Here is a 21,701-nt window from a genome sequence, read left to right as displayed (position 1 = left end):
GAATCACAGGCCGTGCTTTTCGAGGCTGCTGTGCAGGAAGATTTGTGCAGATTCTGGAAACAAAGAAAAAAAGGGCACTAAGGTCGTTGGCATGCATCCATGTTGATGACGACTGTAGTTAATGTTCCCACCCTTTTTCTCCGCAGTTTTCTATTCAAATTCTATAAAAGCAGCTGGCGCTATGATAAAGAAGTGCATAAGAGCCCTATTTTCATATTCATACGCATTAAATAACATTAACACAGCGCCCGTATCGCGTCAATGTTTTTCTGCACGAAAGATGAAATAGCCCTTCTTTTTAGCAGTCGTTTCAACGGTGAAGCCCAGTTCTTCAAGCTTTGCCTTCGTCGACGGCGCTCCCTGCTTTTTCTGAATCACAATTGTAAGCGTACCGCCCTGCTTCAGGACGTGCCACGCCTGTTCGTACAACCGGAAGACAACCTCCTTGCCAGCCCGGATCGGCGGATTGCTGACGATCATCGCAGCACTGCCGGCATCGAGCCCTTCCAGCAGATCCTGCTCCCGCACCTCGGCCCGGGCTGCTCCGTTTCGATCCGCATTGCGCCGGGACAGTTCCACGGAACGTTCGTTCACGTCGACCATGAGCACCGGTCGTTCCGGATACCAGACGGCTGCGAAAATTCCCAGCGGCCCCCAGCCGCAGCCGGCATCGATCAGACGCCCTTCCGCTGTCGGCTCTTCAAGCGACTCGAGCAGAAGTCGTGATCCAAAGTCGAGCCCGCCTTTGGAGAAAACGCCGCTGTCGACGGTAAAGGACAGCTCCGTGCCGCGGACGGACTCCTTGAGCTCCCGCGGGCTGCTCGCTGTCGACGGTTTTTTTGAGTAATAGTGATCTGCCATAGCAGTCCCTCCCAGTCATTCAGGGCCGAAGCCCTTCTGTTTATCAGCTGCACATCATGCACTTTTCCAGTTATGAGAACAAATGTTCTTATTTGTTTTTATGCGCACAGTGCCGTGTCCCTGCACCGGCTGACCTTATGAGTATCGGGTGTATATCGCGCGGTCAGCCTGAATGTCAAAAAAGAACCCGCAGGAAATGAATTCCCGCGGGTTCCAAGCGTGCGTTGAACGCGATTACTTAACCGTGATCTTCGCTCCAGCTTCTTCAAGCTTCGCTTGCATTTCTTCAGCTTCAGCCTTTTCAACGCCTTCTTTAACTGGTGAAGGAGCGCCGTCAACAAGTGCCTTCGCTTCTTTCAGGCCGAGACCTGTGATTTCACGAACAGCCTTGATAACACCGATCTTGGAAGATCCAGCGTCTTCGAGTACTACGTCGAATTCAGTCTGTTCTTCAGCAGCTTCTCCTCCGCCGCCGCCTGCTGCAGCTACCTGAGCTGCTGCAGATACACCAAATTCTTCTTCAATTGCTTTTACCAGGTCGTTCAGTTCGAGTACGGACATTTCCTTAACCGCATCGAGAATCTCTTGATTCGTCATGATTAAATTCCTCCTGTAAATAAGTTTTTATGCTGCCGGGCAGCTTTTTATGACGCGCTTTCTTCTTCGTTCTTGTCTGCCACTGCCTTGAGGCCGATCGCGAGTCCGCGGATTGGAGCCTGAAGTACGTTGGCAAGCATGGAAAGGAGTGCTTCCTGCGAAGGAAGTTCCGCCAGTGCTTTTACTTCGTCGAGAGACACAACTTTGCCTTCGATGATTCCCGCCTTGAGTTCAAGAGCTTCATGCTTCTTCGCAAACTCGTTGAGGATCTTGGCTGGTGCTACAACATCGTCATAGCCGAACGCAATTGCAGTAGGGCCTGCAAGCTGCTCATCGATTCCAGTCAGTTCTGTCTGTTCTGTCGCGCGGCGTACCATTGTGTTCTTGTACACCTTGAAGTCGATTCCGGCTTCACGCAGCTGCTGACGCAGTTCCGTTACTTCTGCCACGTCCAGTCCGCGGTAGTCTACAACGATTGTAGACTGGCTTTCTTTCAGTTTCCCGGCGATTTCTTCCACGATGCTTTGTTTCTGCTCAATTACACTGCTCATCTAGATGACACCTCCTATGCCTGAAGCTGTTCATACCGTCCGTGTTCCAGCCCAATAAAAAGAGCTTCCTCACATAGACGCAAGGAAGCCGCAGGTCGTCCTGGGCAAACTGCTGCCCGGACTGTATCTGGTGCAAACCTCGGCAGGACGTTTAAGCCCGAAGGCTCCTGCTGTCTACGGTATGATTTATTTATTCACAACTGACAGTATAACGCGCCCAACAGGCTTCGTCAACTACAGTTTGAATTCGTTTGTTGATACGCGTACGCCAGGTCCCATTGTTGCAGCAACGGAAAGGTTGCGCAGGTAGGTACCTTTTGCAGCAGCAGGCTTTGCCTTCATGATAACATCCATCATCGCACGCAGGTTTTCTTCCAGCTGCTGTTCGCTGAAGGAAGCTTTCCCGATCGGTACGTGCATGTTACCAGTTTTGTCGGCACGGTATTCTACCTTACCAGCTTTGATTTCTTCAATGGCCTTTGTTACGTCGAATGTAACAGTGCCTGTTTTCGGGTTCGGCATGAGGCCGCGTGGTCCGAGAACACGTCCGAGCTTACCAACCTGAGCCATCATGTCCGGAGTAGCTACGACAACGTCGAACTCCATCCAGCCCTGGCTTACTTTGTTAATCAGGTCTTCTTCTCCGACAAAATCAGCGCCGGCTGCTTCTGCTTCCTTTGCCTTTTCGCCTTTAGCGAATACAGCAACGGTCTGGGTTTTACCCGTTCCGTGTGGAAGAACAACAGCTCCGCGGATCTGCTGGTCGGCTTTCTTTGTGTCGATTCCAAGGCGCGCAGCCATTTCGATTGTTTCATCGAAGTTGGCTGTTGCAGTCTGCTTTACAGCTTCCACTGCTTCTGTTACACCGTAGTTCTTCTCACGGTCAATAACTTTCAGTGCATCTTCGTACTTTTTGCTGAACTTAGCCAATGTTTTTTCCTCCTCGTTGTGGTTTTAGCGGTTAAACCTCCCACTAATAAAGGTTGCGAACCTGAACGTGTCAGGCAGGACAGCGTCCTTTACTCGCAACCTCATTGACCGGTTATGGTCTCTACATTAGTCTTCGATCGTGATACCCATGCTTCGGGCAGTACCTTCAACCATACGCATAGCTGCTTCTACATCAGCTGCGTTAAGGTCAGGCATCTTTGTTTCCGCGATTTCGCGTACTTGATCACGTCCCACTGTTGCAACTTTCGTCTTGTTCGGCTCACCGGAACCGGATTCGATTCCTGCGGCTTTCTTAAGAAGAACAGCTGCTGGCGGAGTTTTCGTGATGAATGTAAAGGAACGGTCCTCAAATACAGTGATTTCAACTGGAATGATAAGACCTGCCTGCTCTTGAGTCTGAGCGTTGAATTCCTTACAGAAGCCCATGATATTTATACCTGCCTGACCGAGTGCTGGCCCGACCGGCGGTGCTGGGTTTGCTTTACCAGCTGGAATTTGCAGTTTTACAACCTTAATAACCTTCTTTGCCACGCGACACACCTCCTTAAGTCCGTGATGTGGTAAACCGAGCGATTGCTTCCGCTCTCCCACTCAAAAAAACCTGCGTATTCGCAGGAAAAACGTGAACAGCATGTCCACGTTCATTAGCAACATTCAAATTCTATCACTTCACTCCAAAATTGACAAGGAGTTTTTGTGATCCTATGATAATTTTTCTACCTGCGTGAAGTCCAGCTCTACCGGCGTTTCGCGGCCGAACATGTTGACCGTTACCTTCAGCTTTTGCTTTTCGGCTGAAATGTCTTCGATCGTGCCGACGAATTCTGCAAACGGTCCTTCCTTCACTTTGACAGCTTCCCTCAGCTCGAAATCAACTTCCTGCTTCGGTGCTGCCACACCCATTTGACGCAGGATGGCTTCTGCTTCTTCGGGCAGGAGCGGCGTCGGCTTTGATCCGGCACCGGAGGAACCGACGAATCCGGTAACACCAGGCGTGTTGCGCACAACGTACCAGGAATCATCTGTCATCACCATTTCTACAATGACGTAGCCTGGAAATACTTTTTTGGAAACCTGCTTTTTCTTGCCGTTCTTTACTTCTGTCTCTTCCTCTACAGGAACGAGTACGCGGAAGATCTTATCGACCATGTCCATGGACTCGACCCGCTTTTCAAGGTTTGTCTTCACCTTGTTTTCGTAGCCGGAATACGTGTGTACTACATACCAGTTTTTCTCCATAAGAATCAGGGGGTGCCCCCGTATTCCCTCCTCCTACCGGTGCGATCCGGGAATCTGTTAGTTCGTGATCAGCTGGAGCAGTGATGAAATAATAAAGTCGGAAATTGCGAAGAAGATGGCTATGAATGTGACTGTTGCAACAACAATCCCCGTGTAGCGCTTCAGCTCTTTTCCGTTCGGCCACGTAACGCGCTTCATTTCCGCTACGACCTGCTTCAGAAAGACTGCCGGGTTTTTCGTCGTCTTGGTGTTTTCCGCCATGCCGGACACCTCCATTTCCTTTTAGCTCCGCGCTGTGTCAGCCGGATGCCGTATTTCCCACTGCACCGCCGTCACTTTGTTTCGGCGTGCATCGTATGTGATCCGCAAGTCTTGCAATATTTCTTTATCTGGAGCCGCGTCTGGCGGCTGTCGGTTGATTTCGTCGTCCAGTAATTACGGCTGTTGCATGTCTGGCAGGCGAGAGCGACCTTCATCGGCTCTCCCTCCTTTTAGCTGAACTGCTTACATACTAAACGAACTTATCACAGGAAACAGCGGCGTGTCAATGCTTCTCCGGGATTCCGGACAAACGAAACGGCACCTGCCGGATCGTCGCTCGTCCGGAGGTGCCCGCAGGTTTACGTAAATTTAACTTCCTTCAGTTCCACATACCGTTCGAGCTTCCGCTTGACCCGCTGCAGTGCGTTATCGATCGACTTGACGTGGCGCTCCAGATCCTCGGACATCTCCTGATATGTTCTGCCGTCCAGATACTGCATGAGCACCTCACGTTCCAGTTCGCTGAGCATTTCACCCATTTTGGATTCAATATCGGAAAATTCTTCCCGGTTGATCAGCAGCTGCTCCGGATCGGTCACCCCGTGACCGCAGAGAACGTCGAGCAGCGTTCGTTCTGATTCTTCATCGTATATCGGCTTGTCGAGGGATACGTAGGAGTTCAGCGGAATGTGCTTTTGACGCGTCGCGGTTTTGATCGCGGTGATGATTTGCCTGGTGATACAAAGCTCCGCAAAGGCGCGGAAAGAGGAAAGCTTATCTGCCTGAAAATCACGGATCGCCTTATAGAGACCAATCATGCCTTCCTGCACAATATCCTCGTGATCGGCGCCGATCAGAAAGTAGGACCTTGATTTAGCGCGGACAAAATTCCGGTATTTCGTAATCAGGTATTCGAGCGCGCCGCTGTCTCCCTCCCGGACAAGACGGACGAGTTTTTCATCCTCAATGTCACGATAGTGCTGGTGCATGCCAGTTTCCATAAGATGTACAGCCACGGCGATCCCTCCGACCTGTCTTTAGTGAAAGTCGTACGCAAATTCCGGTTTTCGTGGTGCAGGACTCCTGATAGTAACGTTAAGTATACTAGATAAAAAAGGAAATCGTCAAGGTGTTATCGCTTTCCTCTGCGCCATTTTTCAAAAATTTCTGCCATTTCCTCGTCAATCGGCAGCTTCGTTTTGACCTTCTTCTGCTTCGTTTCCGCCACGCTCTGCTGAATCCCTTTTTCGATCTGTTCTACTTCCGTACGCAGCTCGCGGGCAGACTTTCGGTAGGCGCCGCTTGCAAAAATCACCCGCTGCTCTACGTAGTCGGAAGTTGCGACGTAAATCTGCCGGTCGACCCGCTTGCGTTCAATGACGAGCTTTTCAATCCGCTCGTCCGCTGTTTCTTTTTCTTTTGTAAAGACAATATCGAGATCGTAGTGCCGGTACTTCTTACCGGTGCCGGGAACCATATGAGCGTCAAATACAATCGTGACGCTCGTTCCCGTATAGGCCTGATACTCGGCCATCTTTTCAATGAGCAGGTCGCGCGCACTTTCCAGATCGGAGTCGGATAGAGCCTTCAGCTCCGGCCAGTCTCCGATGATGTTGTAGCCATCCACGAACAAGTACGCTTTTCGCATCGGTTACGCCTCCCCGGCTACCGTGCGCCGGCGGAATACTTCATACATCAGCAGCGATGCCGCGACCGATGCATTCAGCGAAGTAACCTTGCCGAGCAGAGGAATCTGCACGAGAAAATCACACTTTTCTTTGACGAGTCTGCTCATGCCGCGTCCTTCACTGCCGATCACAAGCCCGACCGGCATGTCGAGGTCGACGCTCCGGTAGTCCTCGCGTCCGGACGCGTCCGTTCCGACAAACCAGAGGCCGCGGTCCTTCAGCTCATCCATCGTTTTTGCCATGTTCGTCACGCGCACGACCGGTACGTATTCAATCGCACCGGCTGATGCTTTGGCAACCGTCGCTGTCAGGGCGGCTGCCCGGCGCTTTGGGATAATGACTCCGTGCGCACCGGATGCATCCGCTGTGCGGAGAATCGATCCGAGGTTGTGCGGGTCCTCCAGTTCATCCAGCAGAAGAAAGAACGGTGCTTCGTTCTTTTTCTCCGCACGCTCAAACAGAGTCTCCATGTCGGCATATTCAAATGCGGCGAGAAACGCCAGTACCCCCTGATGAGCCTTTCCGTTTCCGGCAATCTGCTCGATCTTCTGCTTCGGCACGTTCTGCAGCTGCACCTTTTTCTCCCGGCAGAGCTTCTGAATCTGGCTGATCTGCCCTTTGGCAGTATCCGCCACGAGTACTTTATGAACCGTCCGGTCTCCCCGGAGTGCCTCCAGTACGGGATTTCTTCCAATGACGTAATCGGTATCCTTCATGATGCTCCCTCCTTTCCTTCTGCAATCGTCAGCGCAGCAGCCGCAATTTCATCCAGCCGCTCGTCCTGTCCGGTTACGTACAAATAGCCGATGAGCGCCTCAAACGCGGTACTGCTTTGATAAACGGACCGTTCGGTATGTTTTGGAATCGTACCCGATTTAGCATTGCGGCCGCGGCGGACGACCGCTTCTTCCTGCTCCGTCAGCACATTTTGTTCATACAGTTTTTCCAGTATGCGCGCCTGGGACTTCGCTGATACGTAGGCTGTCGCTGCTTTATGAAGACGGTTTGGCTTTACGCCGCCTTTGACGAGCAGCCGATAGCGGACGTAGGTTTCGAATACGCCGTCTCCCATGTAGGCGAGCGCCAGAGCATTCAGCTGCTCGGGCTCGCGGATCGTTTCATTCAGCTTCATGCGTCTCCCCGCTTCCAGCGAGTGCCCTGCGGTGTATCTTCCAGTAAAATATGCTTTTCTTTTAATTCGTCCCGGATCTCATCTGCCCGGGCGAAATCGCGATCGTCTCTCGCCTGTTCACGCTCGGCTATCAGCGCCTCGACTTCCTCATCAAGCAGCTCTTCTGCTGTGCCCAGCTGCATGCCGAGCACGTACCCCATGTCGTCGAACTGCTGGAGAAACGCCTTCAGCACGGAGGTGTCTGTCTGCTTTTCCTGCAGGTACAGGTTCGCCTGGCGGACAAGGTCAAACAGAACGGCAACTGCATTAGCGCTGTTTAAATCATCATCCATCGCCTCGGTAAAACGTGATTCGTGCTCCGCAATCACCCGCTCCCACTTTTCTGTCTGCAGACCGAGATCGACTGCGGTATCTAGACGATGCTGCACGTTCTGATACGTCGTTTTGATCCGCTCAAGCGAGGCGGCCGCCGTATGCAGCTGCTCGTCGCTGAAGTTGATCGGGCTCCGGTAGTGCGCGTTTACGATAAAGAAGCGCACGACTTCCGGGTCAAATGTCCGGATGATGTCGTGAACGAGGATAAAGTTCCCGAGTGATTTGGACATCTTTTCGTTATCGATATTAATATAGCCGTTGTGAATCCAGTAGTTGGCCATCGGCTTTTCGTTCAGTGCTTCAGACTGGGCAATTTCGTTTTCATGATGCGGAAACGACAGATCCTGGCCGCCGGCGTGGATGTCGATCGTATCACCGAGATACTTCTTCACCATCGCCGAGCACTCAATGTGCCACCCCGGACGCCCCTCGCCCCATGGACTCGACCATGAAATTTCTCCCGGCTTTGCTGTTTTCCAGAGGACGAAATCGAGCGGATCCTCTTTTTTATCGCCGACGTCGACGCGGGCTCCTGCCTGCAGGTCGTCAATCGACTGGTGCGAAAGCTTCCCGTAGCCGTCAAAGCGGCGAGTGCGGAAATAGACGTCTCCCTGAGATTCGTAGGCATAGCCTTTTTCAACGAGCTTATGGATAAACGTGATGATATCATCCATCGTATCTGTTACCCGCGGATGCAGATCGGCTTTTTTGACGCCGAGTGCAGCTGTATCTTCATGGTACGCATCAATGAAACGTTCGGCGATCTCCATCACGTCGCCGCCGATTTCTTCCGCTGCTTTAATGATTTTATCGTCGACATCGGTAAAGTTGGATACGTACTGCACCTCGTAGCCCCTGTACTCAAAGTAACGGCGTACCATATCAAAGACGACAGCCGGCCGTGCGTTGCCGATATGAATATAGTTGTAAACCGTCGGACCGCAGACGTACATTTTGATCTTGCCGGGTTCGATCGGCTCAAAGGTTTCTTTTTTTCGTGACAGTGTATTGTAAAGCTGAATCGCCATAAGCTGGCTCACACCTTCCTTTTTTCTGCTTCCTCTTTTTCGTGCTTCAGCTCGCGCACTTCCCGCTTGAGCCGGATCATTTCTTTTTCCAGCTGTCTGAACTTATCTGCGACAGGGTCGGGCAGGTTGATATGGTCAAGATCATCATCCACCTTGATGCCGTCCTGCACGACGATGCGCCCTGGTATGCCAACGACCGTTGAATTCGGCGGCACTTCCTTCAGTACGACGGAGCCGGCTCCGATCCGCGAGTGCTTTCCGATGCGCATTGATCCGAGCACTTTCGCACCGGAGGCGACGAGCACGTGATCCTCCAGCGTGGGGTGGCGCTTGCCTTTTTCCTTTCCGGTCCCGCCGAGCGTTACCCCTTGAAAAATGGTAACGCTGTCTCCAATTTCACACGTTTCCCCAATGACAACGCCCATCCCGTGGTCAATGAACAGGCGCTGGCCGATCGTCGCGCCGGGATGAATTTCAATTCCGGTAAAAAAACGACTGACCTGCGATAAAAAGCGGGCGAAAAAATACAGCTTCTTCTTCCAGAGCCAGTGCGCGGCACGGTGCGCCCAGACGGCATGCACACCGGAGTACGTCATGATTACTTCCAGCCTGTTGCGCGCGGCCGGGTCGCGCTCCAGGACGACATCGACATCATTTTTCAGCGTGGTAAACACCGGCATTCCCTCCTCTCGCTACTTGCACTTCAGGCTGCATGCGCCTGTTAATCGGTACGGCGTGCGGCCGTCTTTCTCTGTCCAGACGATCATCTGATCCTCCGATGAAAAAAAGCGTCTTTGTGCCGCATTGGCACAGAGACGCTTTGTAAAAGCGCGGTTCCACTCTGCTTGAAGGCACGGATGCCTCCCGCTTTTTTCCGCTTCGACCGTTGACGGTGATCCGGGTGCATTTCCAAACTGACGGCCTGATCCGCTTCCAGCCGCGGCGGATCTCTCTGGGAAAGCGTCTGTTTGTACTTCGTCCGGGGACGGTCTTGTTTAATTATGCATCTGCCAGCAGCGTGTCGAGGCGCTTCAGCACCTTGTCACGGCCGAGCAGAACGATCGTTTTTGGTAAATCGGGTCCGTGCATCTGGCCTGTAACAGCCACGCGCACCGGCATAAACAGCTTCTTGCCTTTATGCCCGGTTTCCTTCTGCACTTCCTTCAATGCGGCTTTGACAGCATCCGGCTCCCACGTAAGTTCTTTCACCTTCGTCCGGAATGCATCAAGAACCTCCGGCACCTGCTCTTCATCGAGCACAGCCTTTGCGTCTTCATTATAATCGATCTGTTCCTTAAAGAACAACTCTGTAAGCTCTACAATTTGCGCACCGTAGCTCATTTTTTCCTGATGAAGCGTAATCAGATCATATGCCCAGTGGCGCTGCTGCTCGCTCATGTTTTCCGGCAGCCGTCCTGCTTTGACGAGATGCGGGAGCGACATCCAGACGACGCGGTCAGGATCTGCCTGCTTCATATACTGGTTGTTCATCCACTCCAGCTTTTGTGTATCAAACACTGCCGGGGCCTTGATCACCCGGTCGAGACGGAACTGTTCTGCAAGTTCCTTCAGCGACAGCATTTCCTCTTCGCCGCCTGGAGACCAGCCGAGCAGGGCGATAAAGTTCACGATCGCCTCCGGCATGTAGCCAAGCTCCCGGTACTGTTCCACAAACTGAATGATCGACTCGTCACGCTTGCTCATCTTTTGACGATCCTGGTTCAAAATGAGCGACGCATGGCCAAACACCGGCGTTTCAAATCCGAGCGCTTCATACAGCAGCACCTGGTTCGGTGTATTCGACAAATGTTCTTCACCGCGGATAACGTGTGAGATTTTCATCAGGTGGTCGTCGATCGTTACCGCAAAATTGTACGTTGGAATGCCATCCTGGCGCACGATAACAAAGTCTCCGATTCCGTTCGAGTCAAACGTCACGTCGCCGCGGACTTCATCCTTTACGACGATTTCCTGGTCGGACGGTACAAGAAAACGGACGACAGGCTTCCGTCCTTCAGCTTCGTATGCCCGCTTCTGTTCGTCAGTAAGGTTGCGGTCGCGGCCGCTGTACATTGGTGTCTCTCCACGGGCGCGCTGCTCTTCCCGCTCTTTTTCAAGCTCCTCCTGCGTCATATAGCAGTGGTAGGCTTTCCCTGATTCCAGCAGCTGGTCCACGTAGGTTTGATACAGCTCCAGACGGTCCATGCTTTTATAAGGACCGTATTCTCCGCCTTTATCGACGCTTTCGTCCCAGTCGATGCCGAGCCACTTCAGGCTTTCCATCAGTTTTTCAGTGGCCGTATCCACGTTTCGTGCCTGATCGGTATCTTCAATCCGGAGAACGAATGTGCCTCCGTGATGGCGTGCAAATAAGTAGTTGAACAATGCCGAGCGTGCCCCTCCAATATGGAGGTGACCGGTCGGACTCGGTGCAAACCGCACGCGGATGTCGTTGCTCATATCCGTGATCCCTTCCTCTCTCAATAGCATCTTTTCCTATTTTATCATGCCTGGCATCAGGCTTTAACCCTTTTCGGGTACAAGCAGGATTACCGCCTGGGAGGCAATGCCCTCTCCGCGTCCGGTAAATCCGAGCTTTTCTGTCGTCGTCGCTTTCACGTTTACTTGGCCTGGATCTGCTTCAAGCAGTTCCGCAATTCGTGCCTGCATCTGCGGCACGTACGGAGCCATCTTCGGCTTCTCGGCCATGATGGTACAGTCGAGGTTGCCGAGCCGGTAGCCGTGCCGCTTAATGATCCCCCATACGTGCCGGAGCAGCTCCGCTGAATCCGCTCCTTCAAAGGCCGGGTCCGTATCCGGAAAATGGCGGCCAATATCGCCTTCCGCAACTGCTCCAAGAGCCGCATCTGCTACGGTGTGGAGCAGCACGTCGGCGTCCGAGTGTCCGGCCAGTCCTTTTTCATAGGGAATGTCAATGCCGCCTAAGATAAGCGGGCGCCCCTCTGTAAGCTGGTGTACATCAAATCCTTGTCCAATCCTCATTCCAACGCTTCCTTTCGATAACGGATGACCGCCTCAGCAAAGACGAGGTCTTCCGGAGTCGTCACTTTAAAGTTTTCGTAATCACCTTCCACAATCGCCACGCTGCCGCCGTTGCGCTCAACAAGGCTTGCATCATCCGTGCCGATCCATTCTCCATCTTCTGCAGCCTGGTGAGCATCCAGTATCACCTCGTAGCGAAATGCCTGCGGCGTCTGAGCGCCCCAGAGCAGAGAGCGGTCGGTCGTCTTTTCAATGATGCCGTCTCGCACTTCCTTTACGGTGTCTTTTACCTTTACGGCCAGAATTGCCGCGCCGTGCTCAGCTGTGCGAACAGCAAGCCGGTGCAGCTGCTCCTGCCTGACGAACGGACGGGCGGCATCGTGAATAAACACCAGACCAGATCCGTCACCGGACTCTGCGCCTGCGCGGATGCCGGCACGGACGCTGTCCTGCCGCTCCTTGCCGCCCTCCACGTAGCGAATCGGCGTCAAGCCGTGCCACGAGCTCAGCATGCGGCGGATGTCCGCTTCCTCCTGCTTGTTAATGACGAGCAGGATTTCCGTGCACAGCGAATCCTCCTCAAACACACGAAGCGTGTGCAGGAGAAGGGGGTCGCCGGCTATACTCAGAAACTGTTTGTTTCGTCCTGCCTGCATGCGCCGGCCCTGGCCGGCAGCAAGCAGTACGGTCTGGTACGTTTGCATCTGCATCTTCCTTCTTCAAACTCAGTCTAGGTTCAGAGGGCCTTTTCCACCGGCTTCGGCTTGGCAAAAATCATGCGTCCGGCTGACGTCTGCAGCACGCTGGTAACGATGACCTCTATTGTTTCGCCGATGTGGTTCCGGCCGCCTTCCACGACGATCATCGTGCCGTCATCAAGATAGGCAATCCCCTGATTCTGCTCTTTGCCATCCTTGATCACCTGCACCGGCATTTCTTCACCAGGCAGGACGACAGGTTTGACGGCGTTGGCAAGATCGTTAATGTTCAGCACCGCGACACCCTGCAGGTCGCATACTTTGTTCAGGTTGAAGTCATTGGTAACGACAAAGCCGTCCAGCAGCTTCGCCAGTTTAACGAGCTTGCTGTCCACTTCCTGAATATCGTCAAAGTCGCCCTCGTAAATCTCCACTTCCACGTCGAGCTCTTTTTGCATTTTGTTTAAAATATCAAGCCCGCGCCGGCCGCGGTTCCGCTTCAGTACGTCCGAGGAATCGGCAATGTGCTGCAGCTCTTCCAGTACAAACTCAGGTACAAGCAGCGTTCCTTCGAGAAAGCCGGTGCTGCAGATATCTGCAATTCTTCCATCAATAATGACGCTCGTATCGAGGATTTTCAACCGGTAGCGGTTTGCTTGTTCCTCCGCATTATCTTCCAGCTTCTTCTCACTCTTATTCTGCGCCGTGCGCCCGAGTGTAAACAGGCCCATGAGCTCCTCGCGCTTCTGGAACCCGATCCGCGCACCGAGATACCCCATAAAGAGCGTCAGGAGAATTGGCACAACAGAGCTTACGATCGGAATTTCCAGGCTGATCAGCGCCACGGTGATCAAGTAGGCAAGACCGAGTCCTACAAACAGGCCCATCGATCCAAACAACAGATCTGTCACGGGATATTTCATCAGGGATTCTTCAACATACCGAATGGAGTGGACGATGTTATCGGTGAACCAATAAAGAGAAGAAAAGAGAATGATTGCACCTAGCAGAGACCCGAATAACGCGCCTGTTGACCATTCCGGCAGCTGTTCAAACGGCAGGCTTGCAATTAAGTCCGGCATAAACAAATAACCGAGCACCCCGCCGATAAACACGATCACCAGCTGTACGATTTTATGCAGCATTGTTTCACCTCCTTATCATCAATATAGACAAAAACATCTCCGCTGAACCAAAAGCGGACCGTTTCACAACTATTTACATATTTTACCCGTTAAATGTGTCTGTCGATGAAAAGCTGCTCCTGCAGCCTGGTCAATCCGTCCTTAATCTTTTTCGCCCGCGCTTCCCCGATGCCATCCACGTCATCCAGCTCCTCCTGTGAGGCCCGCGTAATGTGCGGAAGCTGTTCAAACCGGCTGATCAGGTTTTCAATAACCATCACCGGCAGCCGCGGAATTTTGCTTAAAACCCGGTATCCTCTCGGAGCAATTGGATATTCAGACAGATTGACGATTTTGCTGTAGCCGAGCAGCTTCACGATGACGTTATCATCGAGCAGCTCTTCGTTGCTCAGCCGCTTCAGCTTGCGCAGCGTTTCCTTCGGGCTGTAGTCGGCTTCCTTCATGTAGTCCTTGATTAGAAGCAGTGCCTCCTGCTCGGTGTTCATGACAAGCTCCTCGAGCTGCATCGAGATCAGTCTTCCTTCATCACCGAGCTCGTTGACGTAGTTTAAAATTTCTCCCTTGATGCGAAGCACCATCTCGATCCGGTGCATCACCTGCGAAACCTCCGAAAACGTTACAAGCTCCTCAAACTCCAACGCCCCTAAATTCGTGATGCTCTGATCCAGGACGGACTGATATTTCTCCAGCGTTTGAATGGCCTGATTCGCTTTAGTGAGGATCACGCCGATATCCTTGAGCGCATAGCGGTAGGCACCCTGGTAGAGCGTGATGATGTTCCGGCGTTGGGAAATCGAGATGACGAGGTTCCCGGTCTGCCGGGCTACCCGCTGTGCTGTCCGGTGACGAATCCCCGTTTCGGTAGAATCAATCGTATTATCCGGCACAAGCTGGGTGTTGGCATAGAGAATGCGGCTCCCGTCCTCGCTCAAAATAATCGCTCCGTCCATCTTGGCCAGCTCATACAAGTAGGCCGGTGAAAAATCGGTGTTGATGAAAAAGCCGCCGTCGACAATGTTCATCATCTCATTATTGTATCCGAGGACGATGAGTCCGCCGGTGCCTGCCCGGAGCACGTTATCAATGCCTTCCCGGAGCTTCGTACCCGGCGCGACGAGCCTGAGTACATCGTTTATAAAGTTTTCGTCATAGCTCGAACGATGGTGTTCCACGCGTCTTCCCTCCTAACGTCACTTCCAGCGCCTCGCTTACCGTGCGGACACCGGTTACCTGTATGCTGCTCGGGGGCTCCCATCCTTCCAGGCATTTCGCCGGGACGATCACCCTCGTAAATCCAAGCTTGGCCGCTTCCTGAACACGCTGTTCAATCCGGGAGACACGGCGGACTTCGCCGGTTAGTCCCACTTCCCCGATGATGACATCTCCCGGCTCGGTCGGTACATCCCGGAAGCTTGATGCAATCGCGACGGTGATCGCGAGGTCGATCGACGGCTCATCCAGCTTGACGCCGCCTGCCACTTTAATATACGCATCCTGGTTCTGCAGCATCATGCCGACCCGCTTTTCCAGTACGGCCATAATCAGCGAAATCCGGTTATGGTCCACGCCTGTCGCCATCCGCCGCGGATTTCCAAAGCTTGTTGGAGAAATGAGCGACTGAATTTCTACGAGAACCGTTCGCGTGCCCTCCATCGAGGCGACAACAGCAGAGCCTGCAGCTCCGGCCGACCGCTCTTCGAGAAAGATTTCAGAAGGATTCAGCACCTCTTCCAGTCCGCTTTCTTTCATCTCAAAAATACCGATTTCATTCGTCGAACCGAACCGGTTTTTTACGGCCCTTAAAATACGGTACGTATGATGCTGCTCTCCTTCAAAATACAGCACCGTATCGACCATGTGCTCGAGTATACGAGGTCCGGCAATGGCTCCCTGCTTCGTCACGTGCCCGACGAGAAAGATGGCAATCCCCTTCGTTTTGGCAATACGCATAAAGGATGACGTACATTCCCGCACCTGCGAGACGCTCCCCGGTGCACTCGTCACATCCTCTAAATGAACCGTTTGAATGGAGTCAATGATCACAAGAGCCGGCTCCATTTCCTCGATGACACGTTCAATGACCTGCACGTCCGTTTCAGCGAGAACGAGCAGTTCATCCTCCTCGATTCCAAGACGATCTGCCCGCAGCTTCGTCTGCCTGACAGATTCTTCTCCCGATATGTACAAAACGCGTTTCTTATGAGAGGCAAGCATAGCCGACACCTGCAGCAGCAGCGTCGATTTCCCGATTCCCGGATCCCCGCCGACAAGCACCAGAGACCCCGGTACAATTCCGCCGCCCAGCACCCGGTTCAACTCGTCAATGTGAGTGCTGCTGCGCGCTTCTTCCCGGCGTTCGATCTTCGTGATTGGCTCAGGCTTTACTTTTCTCGGCCCGTCAGACGTCACAAATCCGCGCCGCTTCGTTTTCGGCGCTGCTTCCATTTCTTCCACGAGCGTATTCCACTGCTGACAGCCCGGACATTTTCCCATCCATTTTGTAGATTCATACCCGCATTCCTGACAAACAAATTTCGTCTTCTGCTTGGCCATATGTGTCCTCCTTTCCCGTTTTATCTCCTGCACTTTATTTTAGCATGAAATCAGGCGTGAGCGCGCCTCTCACGCCTAAAAAGCCGGTATATCCCTGTTTTTAACCCGCAGCAGCCGCTACGGGTTAAAGGTCGTTTCTTTTTTCCGCTTCGGCCTCTTTTTACGCGGGAAGGCCGTCAGTTCAATCAGCACATACAAAACGAGGACAATGATATAAAAATTAATCCCAAATCCGGCGGCAGATACGAACAGTCTGTAAATGAAAAGTCCTGCAACGAAAGCTGCGGCCAGTGCTAAAAGTGAAAGCTGGAGTCGCTGAATTACGAAAATCCCCTTTCCCAGGCTGTGGCTTCTCTATAGTTTCTCCTTCGACACACCGCCCGGCGCTTCCTGCCGCTGCTAAAAAACGGTAAAAAAGATGCCCCGGATTCCGGTCCGGGACATCGTTCTCGTATAGAGATTTTACACCGTTTCTTCTGCTTCGGCAGTCGTTACGTAAAACTCACCGTCGCGAATACCGAGCTTTACTTTTTTCCCTTTCGAGATGTTGCCTTTCAGCAGCTCCTCGGAGAGGCGGTCTTCCACTTCTTTTTGAAGGGCCCGGCGGAGCGGTCTCGCTCCATATTCCGGATCGAAGCCTTCGTCAGCGATTTTCGCCTTCGCTGCGTCCGTCAGCTCAAACTCAATGCCCTGCTCTTTAAGACGCTTTTTCAGTGCATCAGCCATGAGCGTCACGATCTGCTTAATGTGCTGCTTCTCAAGCGAATGGAAGACGATGATTTCGTCGATCCGGTTCAGGAACTCTGGACGGAACGACTTTTTAAGCTCGCCCATCACTTTGCCCTTCATATCTTGGTACTTTTCGCTTTCCTTTTGAGCCGTAAAGCCAAGGCTCTTCTCCTGGCGCAGCACGCTTGCTCCGACGTTGGACGTCATGATGATCGCCGTATTACGGAAGTCCACGCGCCGCCCTTTGGAGTCTGTAAGGAACCCGTCTTCAAGCACCTGAAGCAGAATGTTAAAGACTTCCGGGTGTGCCTTCTCGATCTCATCCAACAGAATAACGGAGTACGGCTTGCGGCGGATCTTCTCTGTCAGCTGGCCGCCTTCCTCATGGCCGACATACCCTGGAGGTGAACCGACAAGACGGCTCGTCGTATGCTTCTCCATGTATTCGGACATATCGATTCGCACGATCGCATCCTCGTCACCGAAGAGGGATTCGGCGACAGCACGGGCAAGCTCCGTTTTACCGACACCGGTCGGTCCAAGGAAAATAAAGGAGCCGATCGGTCGCTTCGGATCTTTCAGGCCGGCACGGGCGCGGCGTACCGCTTTGGATACGGCCGTAACTGCTTCATCCTGACCAATAACACGTCCGTGAAGAATTTCTTCCATGCGCAGCAGACGGTCCGTCTCTTCCTCTGCCAGCTTGCTCACCGGAATCCCGGTCCAGGTAGCTACGACGGAAGCAATATCCTCGGTTGTTACTTCCGAATTTTCCTGCCCTTGCTTTTCTTTCCATTTATCCTTCAGGGACTCCAGCTCTTCGCGCAGCTTCTGCTCATTGTCGCGCAGCGAGGCTGCTTTTTCGAACTCCTGGCTTTGCACGGCTGCATCCTTTTCCTTGCGAAGCTCCTCCATCTCCTGCTCTTTCTCCTTCAGGTTCGGCGGAGCGGTGTACGAACGCAGGCGCACTTTGGATCCCGCTTCATCGATCAGGTCAATTGCTTTGTCCGGAAGGAAGCGGTCGGAAATGTAGCGGTCCGACAGCGTGACTGCAGAATCAATGGCCTCATCGGTGATTTTGACACGATGGTGGGCTTCATAGCGGTCACGAAGACCGGAGAGAATCTGCTTCGATTCTTCCACCGTCGGCTCGTTTACTTGAATCGGCTGGAAACGGCGCTCAAGCGCAGAGTCCTTTTCAATATATTTACGGTACTCATCCAGTGTCGTCGCACCGATACACTGCAATTCTCCACGTGCGAGTGACGGCTTTAAAATGTTTGACGCATCGATCGCGCCTTCTGCGCCGCCTGCCCCGATCAGCGTATGAAGCTCATCGATAAACAGGATGACGTTTCCGGCCTGACGGATTTCCTCCATCACTTTTTTCAGGCGGTCCTCAAATTCACCTCGGTATTTCGTTCCGGCTACAACCGTTCCCATATCGAGCGTCATAACCCGCTTGTTACGGAGAATCTCCGGCACTTCATTATTGACGATCTGCTGCGCCAGTCCTTCAGCGATTGCTGTTTTACCAACACCCGGCTCCCCAATGAGCACTGGATTGTTCTTGGTGCGGCGGCTGAGGATCTGAATGACGCGCTCTATTTCTTTTGACCGCCCAATAACCGGGTCGATCTGCTCCTCTTTAGCAATGGCCGTTAAGTCACGGGCGAGACCGTCAAGCGTCGGCGTGCTTGCATTTGCTGCCCCGGAGGTTGCCTGCTGCTGCTGATTATTTGCCTCGCTGCTTCCAAGCAGCTGCAGTACCTGCTGTCGGGCTTTGTTCAGGCTGACCCCGAGGTTATTAAGCACTCTCGCTGCCACACCTTCTCCTTCACGAATGAGGCCGAGCAGGATGTGCTCTGTACCGACATAGGAATGACCAAGCTTTCGTGCCTCATCCATAGACAGCTCAATGACTTTCTTCGCTCGCGGAGTGTAATGAATCTGCTTTGTTACTTCTTCTCCGCGGCCGATCAGGTTTTCCACTTCAGTCTGAATTTTTTCAGCACCGAGGCCGAGGCCGGTCAGCGCTTTTGCTGCGATTCCTTCCCCTTCCCGAACCAGACCGAGTAAAATATGCTCTGTTCCTATATTGCTGTGGCCGAGACGCGCTGCTTCTTCCTGCGCTAAGGCCAATACCTTCTGGGCTCTTTCCGTAAATCGTCCAAACATCATCTACTTGCACCTCCATCATTATTATCTGTCTCTTCTTCCATCTGCAGCCGTTCCCGAATGAGAGAGGCTCGGCGCTGGTCACGCTCGGAAGCGGAGAGCGCTGCCCCTGCATACTGCTGCAGAAAGCCGGGCTGCGTCATCACCATCAGCTCGTTTAAAATGCTTCCCTTTACTTGCTCAATAATACCCATATCGATGCCGAGCCGTACGTCCGACAATCGTTCCATCGCTTCTTTCGTTTCCATCGTGCGGCTGTAGAGCAGGGCTCCGTAGGAACGGTATATCCTGTCCTCCAGCTTCAGCAGCGAGTTCTGCGTCAGCTGTTCACGTGCTGCACGCTCATGCTGAATCATCTGCGAAACGACGCTGCTGAGGTCCTTAATGATTTCTTCTTCTCCCTGTCCGAGCGTCGTCTGATTGGAAATTTGATACAAATTACCGAGCGCTTCACTGCCCTCGCCGTAAATTCCTCGTACGACGAGTCCCAGCTGATTAATCGCAGGCAAAATCCGGTTCAGCTGGTTCGTCAGCACGAGCGCCGGAAGATGCATCATAACCGATGAACGAAGCCCGGTGCCAACATTGGTTGGACAGGAAGTCAAATACCCTCTTCGTTCATCAAAGGCGAAATCAAGCTCTTCTTCAAGCCAGTCGTCTATCAGTTCCGCATGCTTTAACCCTTCTTCCAGCTGAAATCCGGAGAGCAGACATTGGATGCGGAAATGATCCTCTTCATTGACCATCACACTGATCGATTCATCCTCACTCAGCAGCAGACCGCGCCCGGCGGCTTCGCCTGTCAGATTCGGACTCATTAAATGCTTTTCCACGAGCACGCGCTTCTGATTATCACTCAGATCTTCCATTCGCAGCAGAGAAAACGGCCCGAACGGATCGCGGTTTGTTTCGTGGCAGACAGCACTCGTCTGTTCCAAAATCGACCGCAGCTGCTCTTCCTTTGCCACAATCGGAAATGGAACGTCCGCGAGATTTCGCGCCAGACGGACTCTGCTGCTGATCGCGATGTCCGCCTCCGGTCCCTCGTTTTTCATCCAGGGACTGATCGCATCATTCATAAAAGACTGAAGCGTCATGATGCATCACCTCCCTTTTTCTGAACGGTTTCCTCCAGGCTGCGGATTTTATCCCGTGTCTCTGCCGCCTGTTCGAATTCCTCTGCCTCAATTTGTTCCTGCATCTGCTGTTTCAGTGTCTCAATCTCCCGGTAAACGTGCATGTCCTTCCCTCTGCGCTTTGGAATTTTTCCGCCGTGTGCAGAATTGCCTCCATGGATGCGCTTAAGTACTGGATCGAGTTTCTTGTCGAAGTACTGGTAACAGTCCGCACAGCCAAATCGGCCAATGTCAGCGAACTGCTTATACGTCATGCCGCATGACTCACATCGCAGCTGCGGCCGCGGTTTCTGCGTGGAGCGCTGCTTGGCAGTCTGGGAAAAAGGCTGGTTCGCATCAAGCAGTCCCGACAGAAGCTGATGAATCGAAAAGCTTTTGCCGCCAGGCAGATACTCACCCTTATCCTTGGCACATACCTCACAAATATGAAATTCGGTTTTTTCCCCGTTTATAATTTTCGTAAAATGAAGGGATGCTTCGCGTTCCCCGCACTCTTGACAAAGCATGCAGATCCCTCCTTCACTGGTTCGATAATTTATACTTTAACGTTCTGATTAATGCCACCATCAGCTTGGCACGAAGCTGGTCGCGTGCAGGAAGCGGAACTGTGAGCACTTCCCGGTCCATGACGGCCTTCATCAGCTTTGCCTCCCGTCCTGTGACGGCTTCCTCTTCTTCCAGCCGGCCAATAATCCCCTCAGCTGCCTGCTGGCTGAGCTGAGTGCCGATTAATTCAATCAGCCTGTCATATAAGTCAACGTGATCGGTCAGTTCCACCTTAATGATTCGGATGTAGCCTCCACCTCCGCGTTTGCTTTCCACGACGTACCCTTTTTCCTCGGTAAAGCGCGTACGGATCACGTAATTAATTTGGGAGGGGACACAGTCGAACTGGTCGGCCAGCTCACTACGTTTAACTTCAATTAAAGCCTGCTCATTTCCTTCTATTATCTGCTTTAAATACTTCTCAATTACATCTGAAATATTCCTCATGGCATCATCCCTCTCTTTCGTGCCAGGCAGACACCCGGTGATATATGCACACTATCTGACTTTGACTATATTTGACTATAATTATATAAAAGAACCGTCTAAAACACAACTAAGACGTTCAGACAAACATGCAGCCACCGTCGGATGGATGAAGCCGTTTCTTTCTATTCCACATTCAGTCGCTTATTAATCGTCGTTTTTAACGTTTGGATTGGATTGATAGGAAGCTGCGCCGTAAGGCATCGAATGGCGCGAGCCAAGCGTTTTTTATAAAAAATCGTAATAAGGGAATTGACGAGGTCCACGCAAGATGTGACCGGCTTTAACAAAAGAAAAAGAACAGGATCTGGAGCACAATGCGCTGATTATCTGGCATCATGGTACGAAGAAAAATCGAAGAACGCAAAAAAGGAGGGTGCCGCCCGGGAACCAGGGTCTGGTTCCGGGAGACACCCTCCGGCGACCCAGCAACGTCCTACTTTCGCAGGGGGAGAGCCCCCAACTATCATCGGCGCTGGTGAGCTTAACTTCCGTGTTCGGCATGGGAACGGGTGTGACCTCACCGCTGTCGCTACTGGATACA

Annotated in this window: 24 protein-coding genes, 1 rRNA gene and 1 other annotated feature; all 25 genes read right to left on the bottom strand. The window is 52.6% G+C overall.

Features of this window, described 5'->3' with window-relative positions:
* Positions 1–258: 258 nt before the first annotated feature.
* Positions 259–861 (bottom strand): class I SAM-dependent methyltransferase, encoded by a 603-nt coding sequence (locus ACSZLD_RS11555; protein WP_377909338.1) that lies wholly within the window; start codon positions 859–861, stop codon positions 259–261.
* A gap of 234 nt (positions 862–1,095) precedes the next feature.
* Positions 1,096–1,458, bottom strand: a complete 363-nt coding sequence (rplL, locus tag ACSZLD_RS11550; protein ID WP_444685245.1) for a 50S ribosomal protein L7/L12 — start codon at positions 1,456–1,458, stop codon at positions 1,096–1,098.
* Between the two features lie 47 nt (positions 1,459–1,505).
* Entirely contained in the window at positions 1,506–2,009 is a 504-nt protein-coding gene (gene rplJ, locus ACSZLD_RS11545; protein WP_377909336.1) for a 50S ribosomal protein L10, read from the bottom strand.
* A 48-nt stretch (positions 2,010–2,057) separates the two neighbouring features.
* Positions 2,058–2,207: a sequence feature (ribosomal protein L10 leader region), on the bottom strand.
* Between the two features lie 36 nt (positions 2,208–2,243).
* The gene (gene rplA, locus ACSZLD_RS11540; protein WP_168004283.1) at positions 2,244–2,939 is read right to left on the bottom strand and encodes a 50S ribosomal protein L1; all 696 of its coding nucleotides are present in this window, start codon (positions 2,937–2,939) and stop codon (positions 2,244–2,246) included.
* Between the two features lie 126 nt (positions 2,940–3,065).
* Complete coding sequence (rplK, locus tag ACSZLD_RS11535) at positions 3,066–3,491, bottom strand: 50S ribosomal protein L11 (protein WP_377909335.1); 426 nt, start codon at positions 3,489–3,491, stop codon at positions 3,066–3,068.
* A gap of 171 nt (positions 3,492–3,662) precedes the next feature.
* Positions 3,663–4,199 (bottom strand): transcription termination/antitermination protein NusG, encoded by a 537-nt coding sequence (nusG, locus tag ACSZLD_RS11530; RefSeq protein WP_377909334.1) that lies wholly within the window; start codon positions 4,197–4,199, stop codon positions 3,663–3,665.
* 57 nt (positions 4,200–4,256) lie between these two features.
* Positions 4,257–4,460, bottom strand: coding sequence for a preprotein translocase subunit SecE (gene secE / locus ACSZLD_RS11525; protein ID WP_168004280.1), 204 nt, complete (start codon positions 4,458–4,460; stop codon positions 4,257–4,259).
* 71 nt (positions 4,461–4,531) lie between these two features.
* A complete protein-coding gene (gene rpmG, locus ACSZLD_RS11520; RefSeq protein ID WP_377909333.1) occupies positions 4,532–4,675 on the bottom strand; it encodes a 50S ribosomal protein L33 in 144 nt (47 codons plus the stop codon).
* A gap of 144 nt (positions 4,676–4,819) precedes the next feature.
* Positions 4,820–5,461: an RNA polymerase sporulation sigma factor SigH gene (sigH, locus tag ACSZLD_RS11515; RefSeq protein ID WP_168004535.1), complete on the bottom strand. Its 642-nt coding sequence runs from the start codon at positions 5,459–5,461 to the stop codon at positions 4,820–4,822.
* 131 nt (positions 5,462–5,592) lie between these two features.
* A complete protein-coding gene (locus tag ACSZLD_RS11510; RefSeq protein WP_444685244.1) occupies positions 5,593–6,108 on the bottom strand; it encodes an NYN domain-containing protein in 516 nt (171 codons plus the stop codon).
* A gap of 3 nt (positions 6,109–6,111) precedes the next feature.
* Entirely contained in the window at positions 6,112–6,864 is a 753-nt protein-coding gene (gene rlmB / locus ACSZLD_RS11505; protein WP_168004277.1) for a 23S rRNA (guanosine(2251)-2'-O)-methyltransferase RlmB, read from the bottom strand.
* Positions 6,861–7,262, bottom strand: a complete 402-nt coding sequence (locus tag ACSZLD_RS11500) for a Mini-ribonuclease 3 (RefSeq protein WP_444685354.1) — start codon at positions 7,260–7,262, stop codon at positions 6,861–6,863. The genes rlmB and ACSZLD_RS11500 overlap by 4 nt, the downstream gene beginning before the upstream one ends.
* A gap of 14 nt (positions 7,263–7,276) precedes the next feature.
* Positions 7,277–8,683 (bottom strand): cysteine--tRNA ligase, encoded by a 1,407-nt coding sequence (gene cysS, locus ACSZLD_RS11495; protein ID WP_444685243.1) that lies wholly within the window; start codon positions 8,681–8,683, stop codon positions 7,277–7,279.
* 8 nt (positions 8,684–8,691) lie between these two features.
* Positions 8,692–9,357: a serine O-acetyltransferase EpsC gene (epsC, locus tag ACSZLD_RS11490; protein WP_168004275.1), complete on the bottom strand. Its 666-nt coding sequence runs from the start codon at positions 9,355–9,357 to the stop codon at positions 8,692–8,694.
* A 325-nt stretch (positions 9,358–9,682) separates the two neighbouring features.
* Entirely contained in the window at positions 9,683–11,143 is a 1,461-nt protein-coding gene (gene gltX, locus ACSZLD_RS11485) for a glutamate--tRNA ligase (protein WP_444685242.1), read from the bottom strand.
* A gap of 63 nt (positions 11,144–11,206) precedes the next feature.
* On the bottom strand, positions 11,207–11,686 hold the full coding sequence (gene ispF / locus ACSZLD_RS11480; protein WP_377909329.1) for a 2-C-methyl-D-erythritol 2,4-cyclodiphosphate synthase: 480 nt from the start codon (positions 11,684–11,686) through the stop codon (positions 11,207–11,209).
* Positions 11,683–12,390: a 2-C-methyl-D-erythritol 4-phosphate cytidylyltransferase gene (gene ispD / locus ACSZLD_RS11475; RefSeq protein ID WP_377909328.1), complete on the bottom strand. Its 708-nt coding sequence runs from the start codon at positions 12,388–12,390 to the stop codon at positions 11,683–11,685. The genes ispF and ispD overlap by 4 nt, the downstream gene beginning before the upstream one ends.
* Before the next feature lie 32 nt (positions 12,391–12,422).
* On the bottom strand, positions 12,423–13,529 hold the full coding sequence (locus ACSZLD_RS11470; protein WP_377909327.1) for a PIN/TRAM domain-containing protein: 1,107 nt from the start codon (positions 13,527–13,529) through the stop codon (positions 12,423–12,425).
* An 89-nt stretch (positions 13,530–13,618) separates the two neighbouring features.
* Complete coding sequence (gene disA, locus ACSZLD_RS11465) at positions 13,619–14,701, bottom strand: DNA integrity scanning diadenylate cyclase DisA (RefSeq protein WP_444685241.1); 1,083 nt, start codon at positions 14,699–14,701, stop codon at positions 13,619–13,621.
* A complete protein-coding gene (gene radA / locus ACSZLD_RS11460; protein ID WP_377909325.1) occupies positions 14,676–16,082 on the bottom strand; it encodes a DNA repair protein RadA in 1,407 nt (468 codons plus the stop codon). The genes disA and radA overlap by 26 nt, the downstream gene beginning before the upstream one ends.
* A gap of 462 nt (positions 16,083–16,544) precedes the next feature.
* A complete protein-coding gene (gene clpC / locus ACSZLD_RS11455; RefSeq protein WP_377909323.1) occupies positions 16,545–18,992 on the bottom strand; it encodes an ATP-dependent protease ATP-binding subunit ClpC in 2,448 nt (815 codons plus the stop codon).
* Positions 18,989–20,086, bottom strand: coding sequence for a protein-arginine kinase McsB (gene mcsB / locus ACSZLD_RS11450; RefSeq protein WP_444685240.1), 1,098 nt, complete (start codon positions 20,084–20,086; stop codon positions 18,989–18,991). Before mcsB ends, clpC begins: the two co-directional genes overlap by 4 nt.
* Positions 20,083–20,631 (bottom strand): protein-arginine kinase activator protein McsA, encoded by a 549-nt coding sequence (mcsA, locus tag ACSZLD_RS11445; protein WP_377909321.1) that lies wholly within the window; start codon positions 20,629–20,631, stop codon positions 20,083–20,085. Before mcsA ends, mcsB begins: the two co-directional genes overlap by 4 nt.
* 13 nt (positions 20,632–20,644) lie before the next feature.
* Entirely contained in the window at positions 20,645–21,118 is a 474-nt protein-coding gene (locus ACSZLD_RS11440; protein ID WP_444685239.1) for a CtsR family transcriptional regulator, read from the bottom strand.
* A 462-nt stretch (positions 21,119–21,580) separates the two neighbouring features.
* A 5S ribosomal RNA gene (gene rrf / locus ACSZLD_RS11435) occupies positions 21,581–21,697 on the bottom strand.
* Positions 21,698–21,701 lie beyond the last annotated feature (4 nt).

Origin of the sequence: Alkalicoccus luteus, assembly GCF_052061695.1 — a bacterium.
In the GTDB taxonomy this organism is placed as follows: Bacteria; Bacillota; Bacilli; order Bacillales; family Salisediminibacteriaceae; genus Alkalicoccus; species Alkalicoccus luteus.
This window is presented reverse-complemented; position numbering and strand designations above follow the sequence as displayed.

Bases quoted from the DNA above. Each gene is read 5' to 3' on its own strand.
- ACSZLD_RS11555 (WP_377909338.1), bottom strand. From the start codon at position 861: ATGGCAGATCACTATTACTCAAAAAAACCGTCGACAGCGAGCAGCCCG.
- rplL (WP_444685245.1), bottom strand. From the start codon at position 1,458: ATGACGAATCAAGAGATTCTCGATGCGGTTAAGGAAATGTCCGTACTC.
- rplJ (WP_377909336.1), bottom strand. From the start codon at position 2,009: ATGAGCAGTGTAATTGAGCAGAAACAAAGCATCGTGGAAGAAATCGCC.
- nusG (WP_377909334.1), bottom strand. From the start codon at position 4,199: ATGGAGAAAAACTGGTATGTAGTACACACGTATTCCGGCTACGAAAAC.
- secE (WP_168004280.1), bottom strand. From the start codon at position 4,460: ATGGCGGAAAACACCAAGACGACGAAAAACCCGGCAGTCTTTCTGAAG.
- rpmG (WP_377909333.1), bottom strand. From the start codon at position 4,675: ATGAAGGTCGCTCTCGCCTGCCAGACATGCAACAGCCGTAATTACTGG.
- sigH (WP_168004535.1), bottom strand. From the start codon at position 5,461: ATGGAAACTGGCATGCACCAGCACTATCGTGACATTGAGGATGAAAAA.
- ACSZLD_RS11510 (WP_444685244.1), bottom strand. From the start codon at position 6,108: ATGCGAAAAGCGTACTTGTTCGTGGATGGCTACAACATCATCGGAGAC.
- rlmB (WP_168004277.1), bottom strand. From the start codon at position 6,864: ATGAAGGATACCGATTACGTCATTGGAAGAAATCCCGTACTGGAGGCA.
- cysS (WP_444685243.1), bottom strand. From the start codon at position 8,683: ATGGCGATTCAGCTTTACAATACACTGTCACGAAAAAAAGAAACCTTT.
- gltX (WP_444685242.1), bottom strand. From the start codon at position 11,143: ATGAGCAACGACATCCGCGTGCGGTTTGCACCGAGTCCGACCGGTCAC.
- ispF (WP_377909329.1), bottom strand. From the start codon at position 11,686: ATGAGGATTGGACAAGGATTTGATGTACACCAGCTTACAGAGGGGCGC.
- ispD (WP_377909328.1), bottom strand. From the start codon at position 12,390: ATGCAAACGTACCAGACCGTACTGCTTGCTGCCGGCCAGGGCCGGCGC.
- ACSZLD_RS11470 (WP_377909327.1), bottom strand. From the start codon at position 13,529: ATGCTGCATAAAATCGTACAGCTGGTGATCGTGTTTATCGGCGGGGTG.
- radA (WP_377909325.1), bottom strand. From the start codon at position 16,082: ATGGCCAAGCAGAAGACGAAATTTGTTTGTCAGGAATGCGGGTATGAA.
- clpC (WP_377909323.1), bottom strand. From the start codon at position 18,992: ATGATGTTTGGACGATTTACGGAAAGAGCCCAGAAGGTATTGGCCTTA.
- mcsB (WP_444685240.1), bottom strand. From the start codon at position 20,086: ATGACGCTTCAGTCTTTTATGAATGATGCGATCAGTCCCTGGATGAAA.
- mcsA (WP_377909321.1), bottom strand. From the start codon at position 20,631: ATGCTTTGTCAAGAGTGCGGGGAACGCGAAGCATCCCTTCATTTTACG.
- ACSZLD_RS11440 (WP_444685239.1), bottom strand. From the start codon at position 21,118: ATGAGGAATATTTCAGATGTAATTGAGAAGTATTTAAAGCAGATAATA.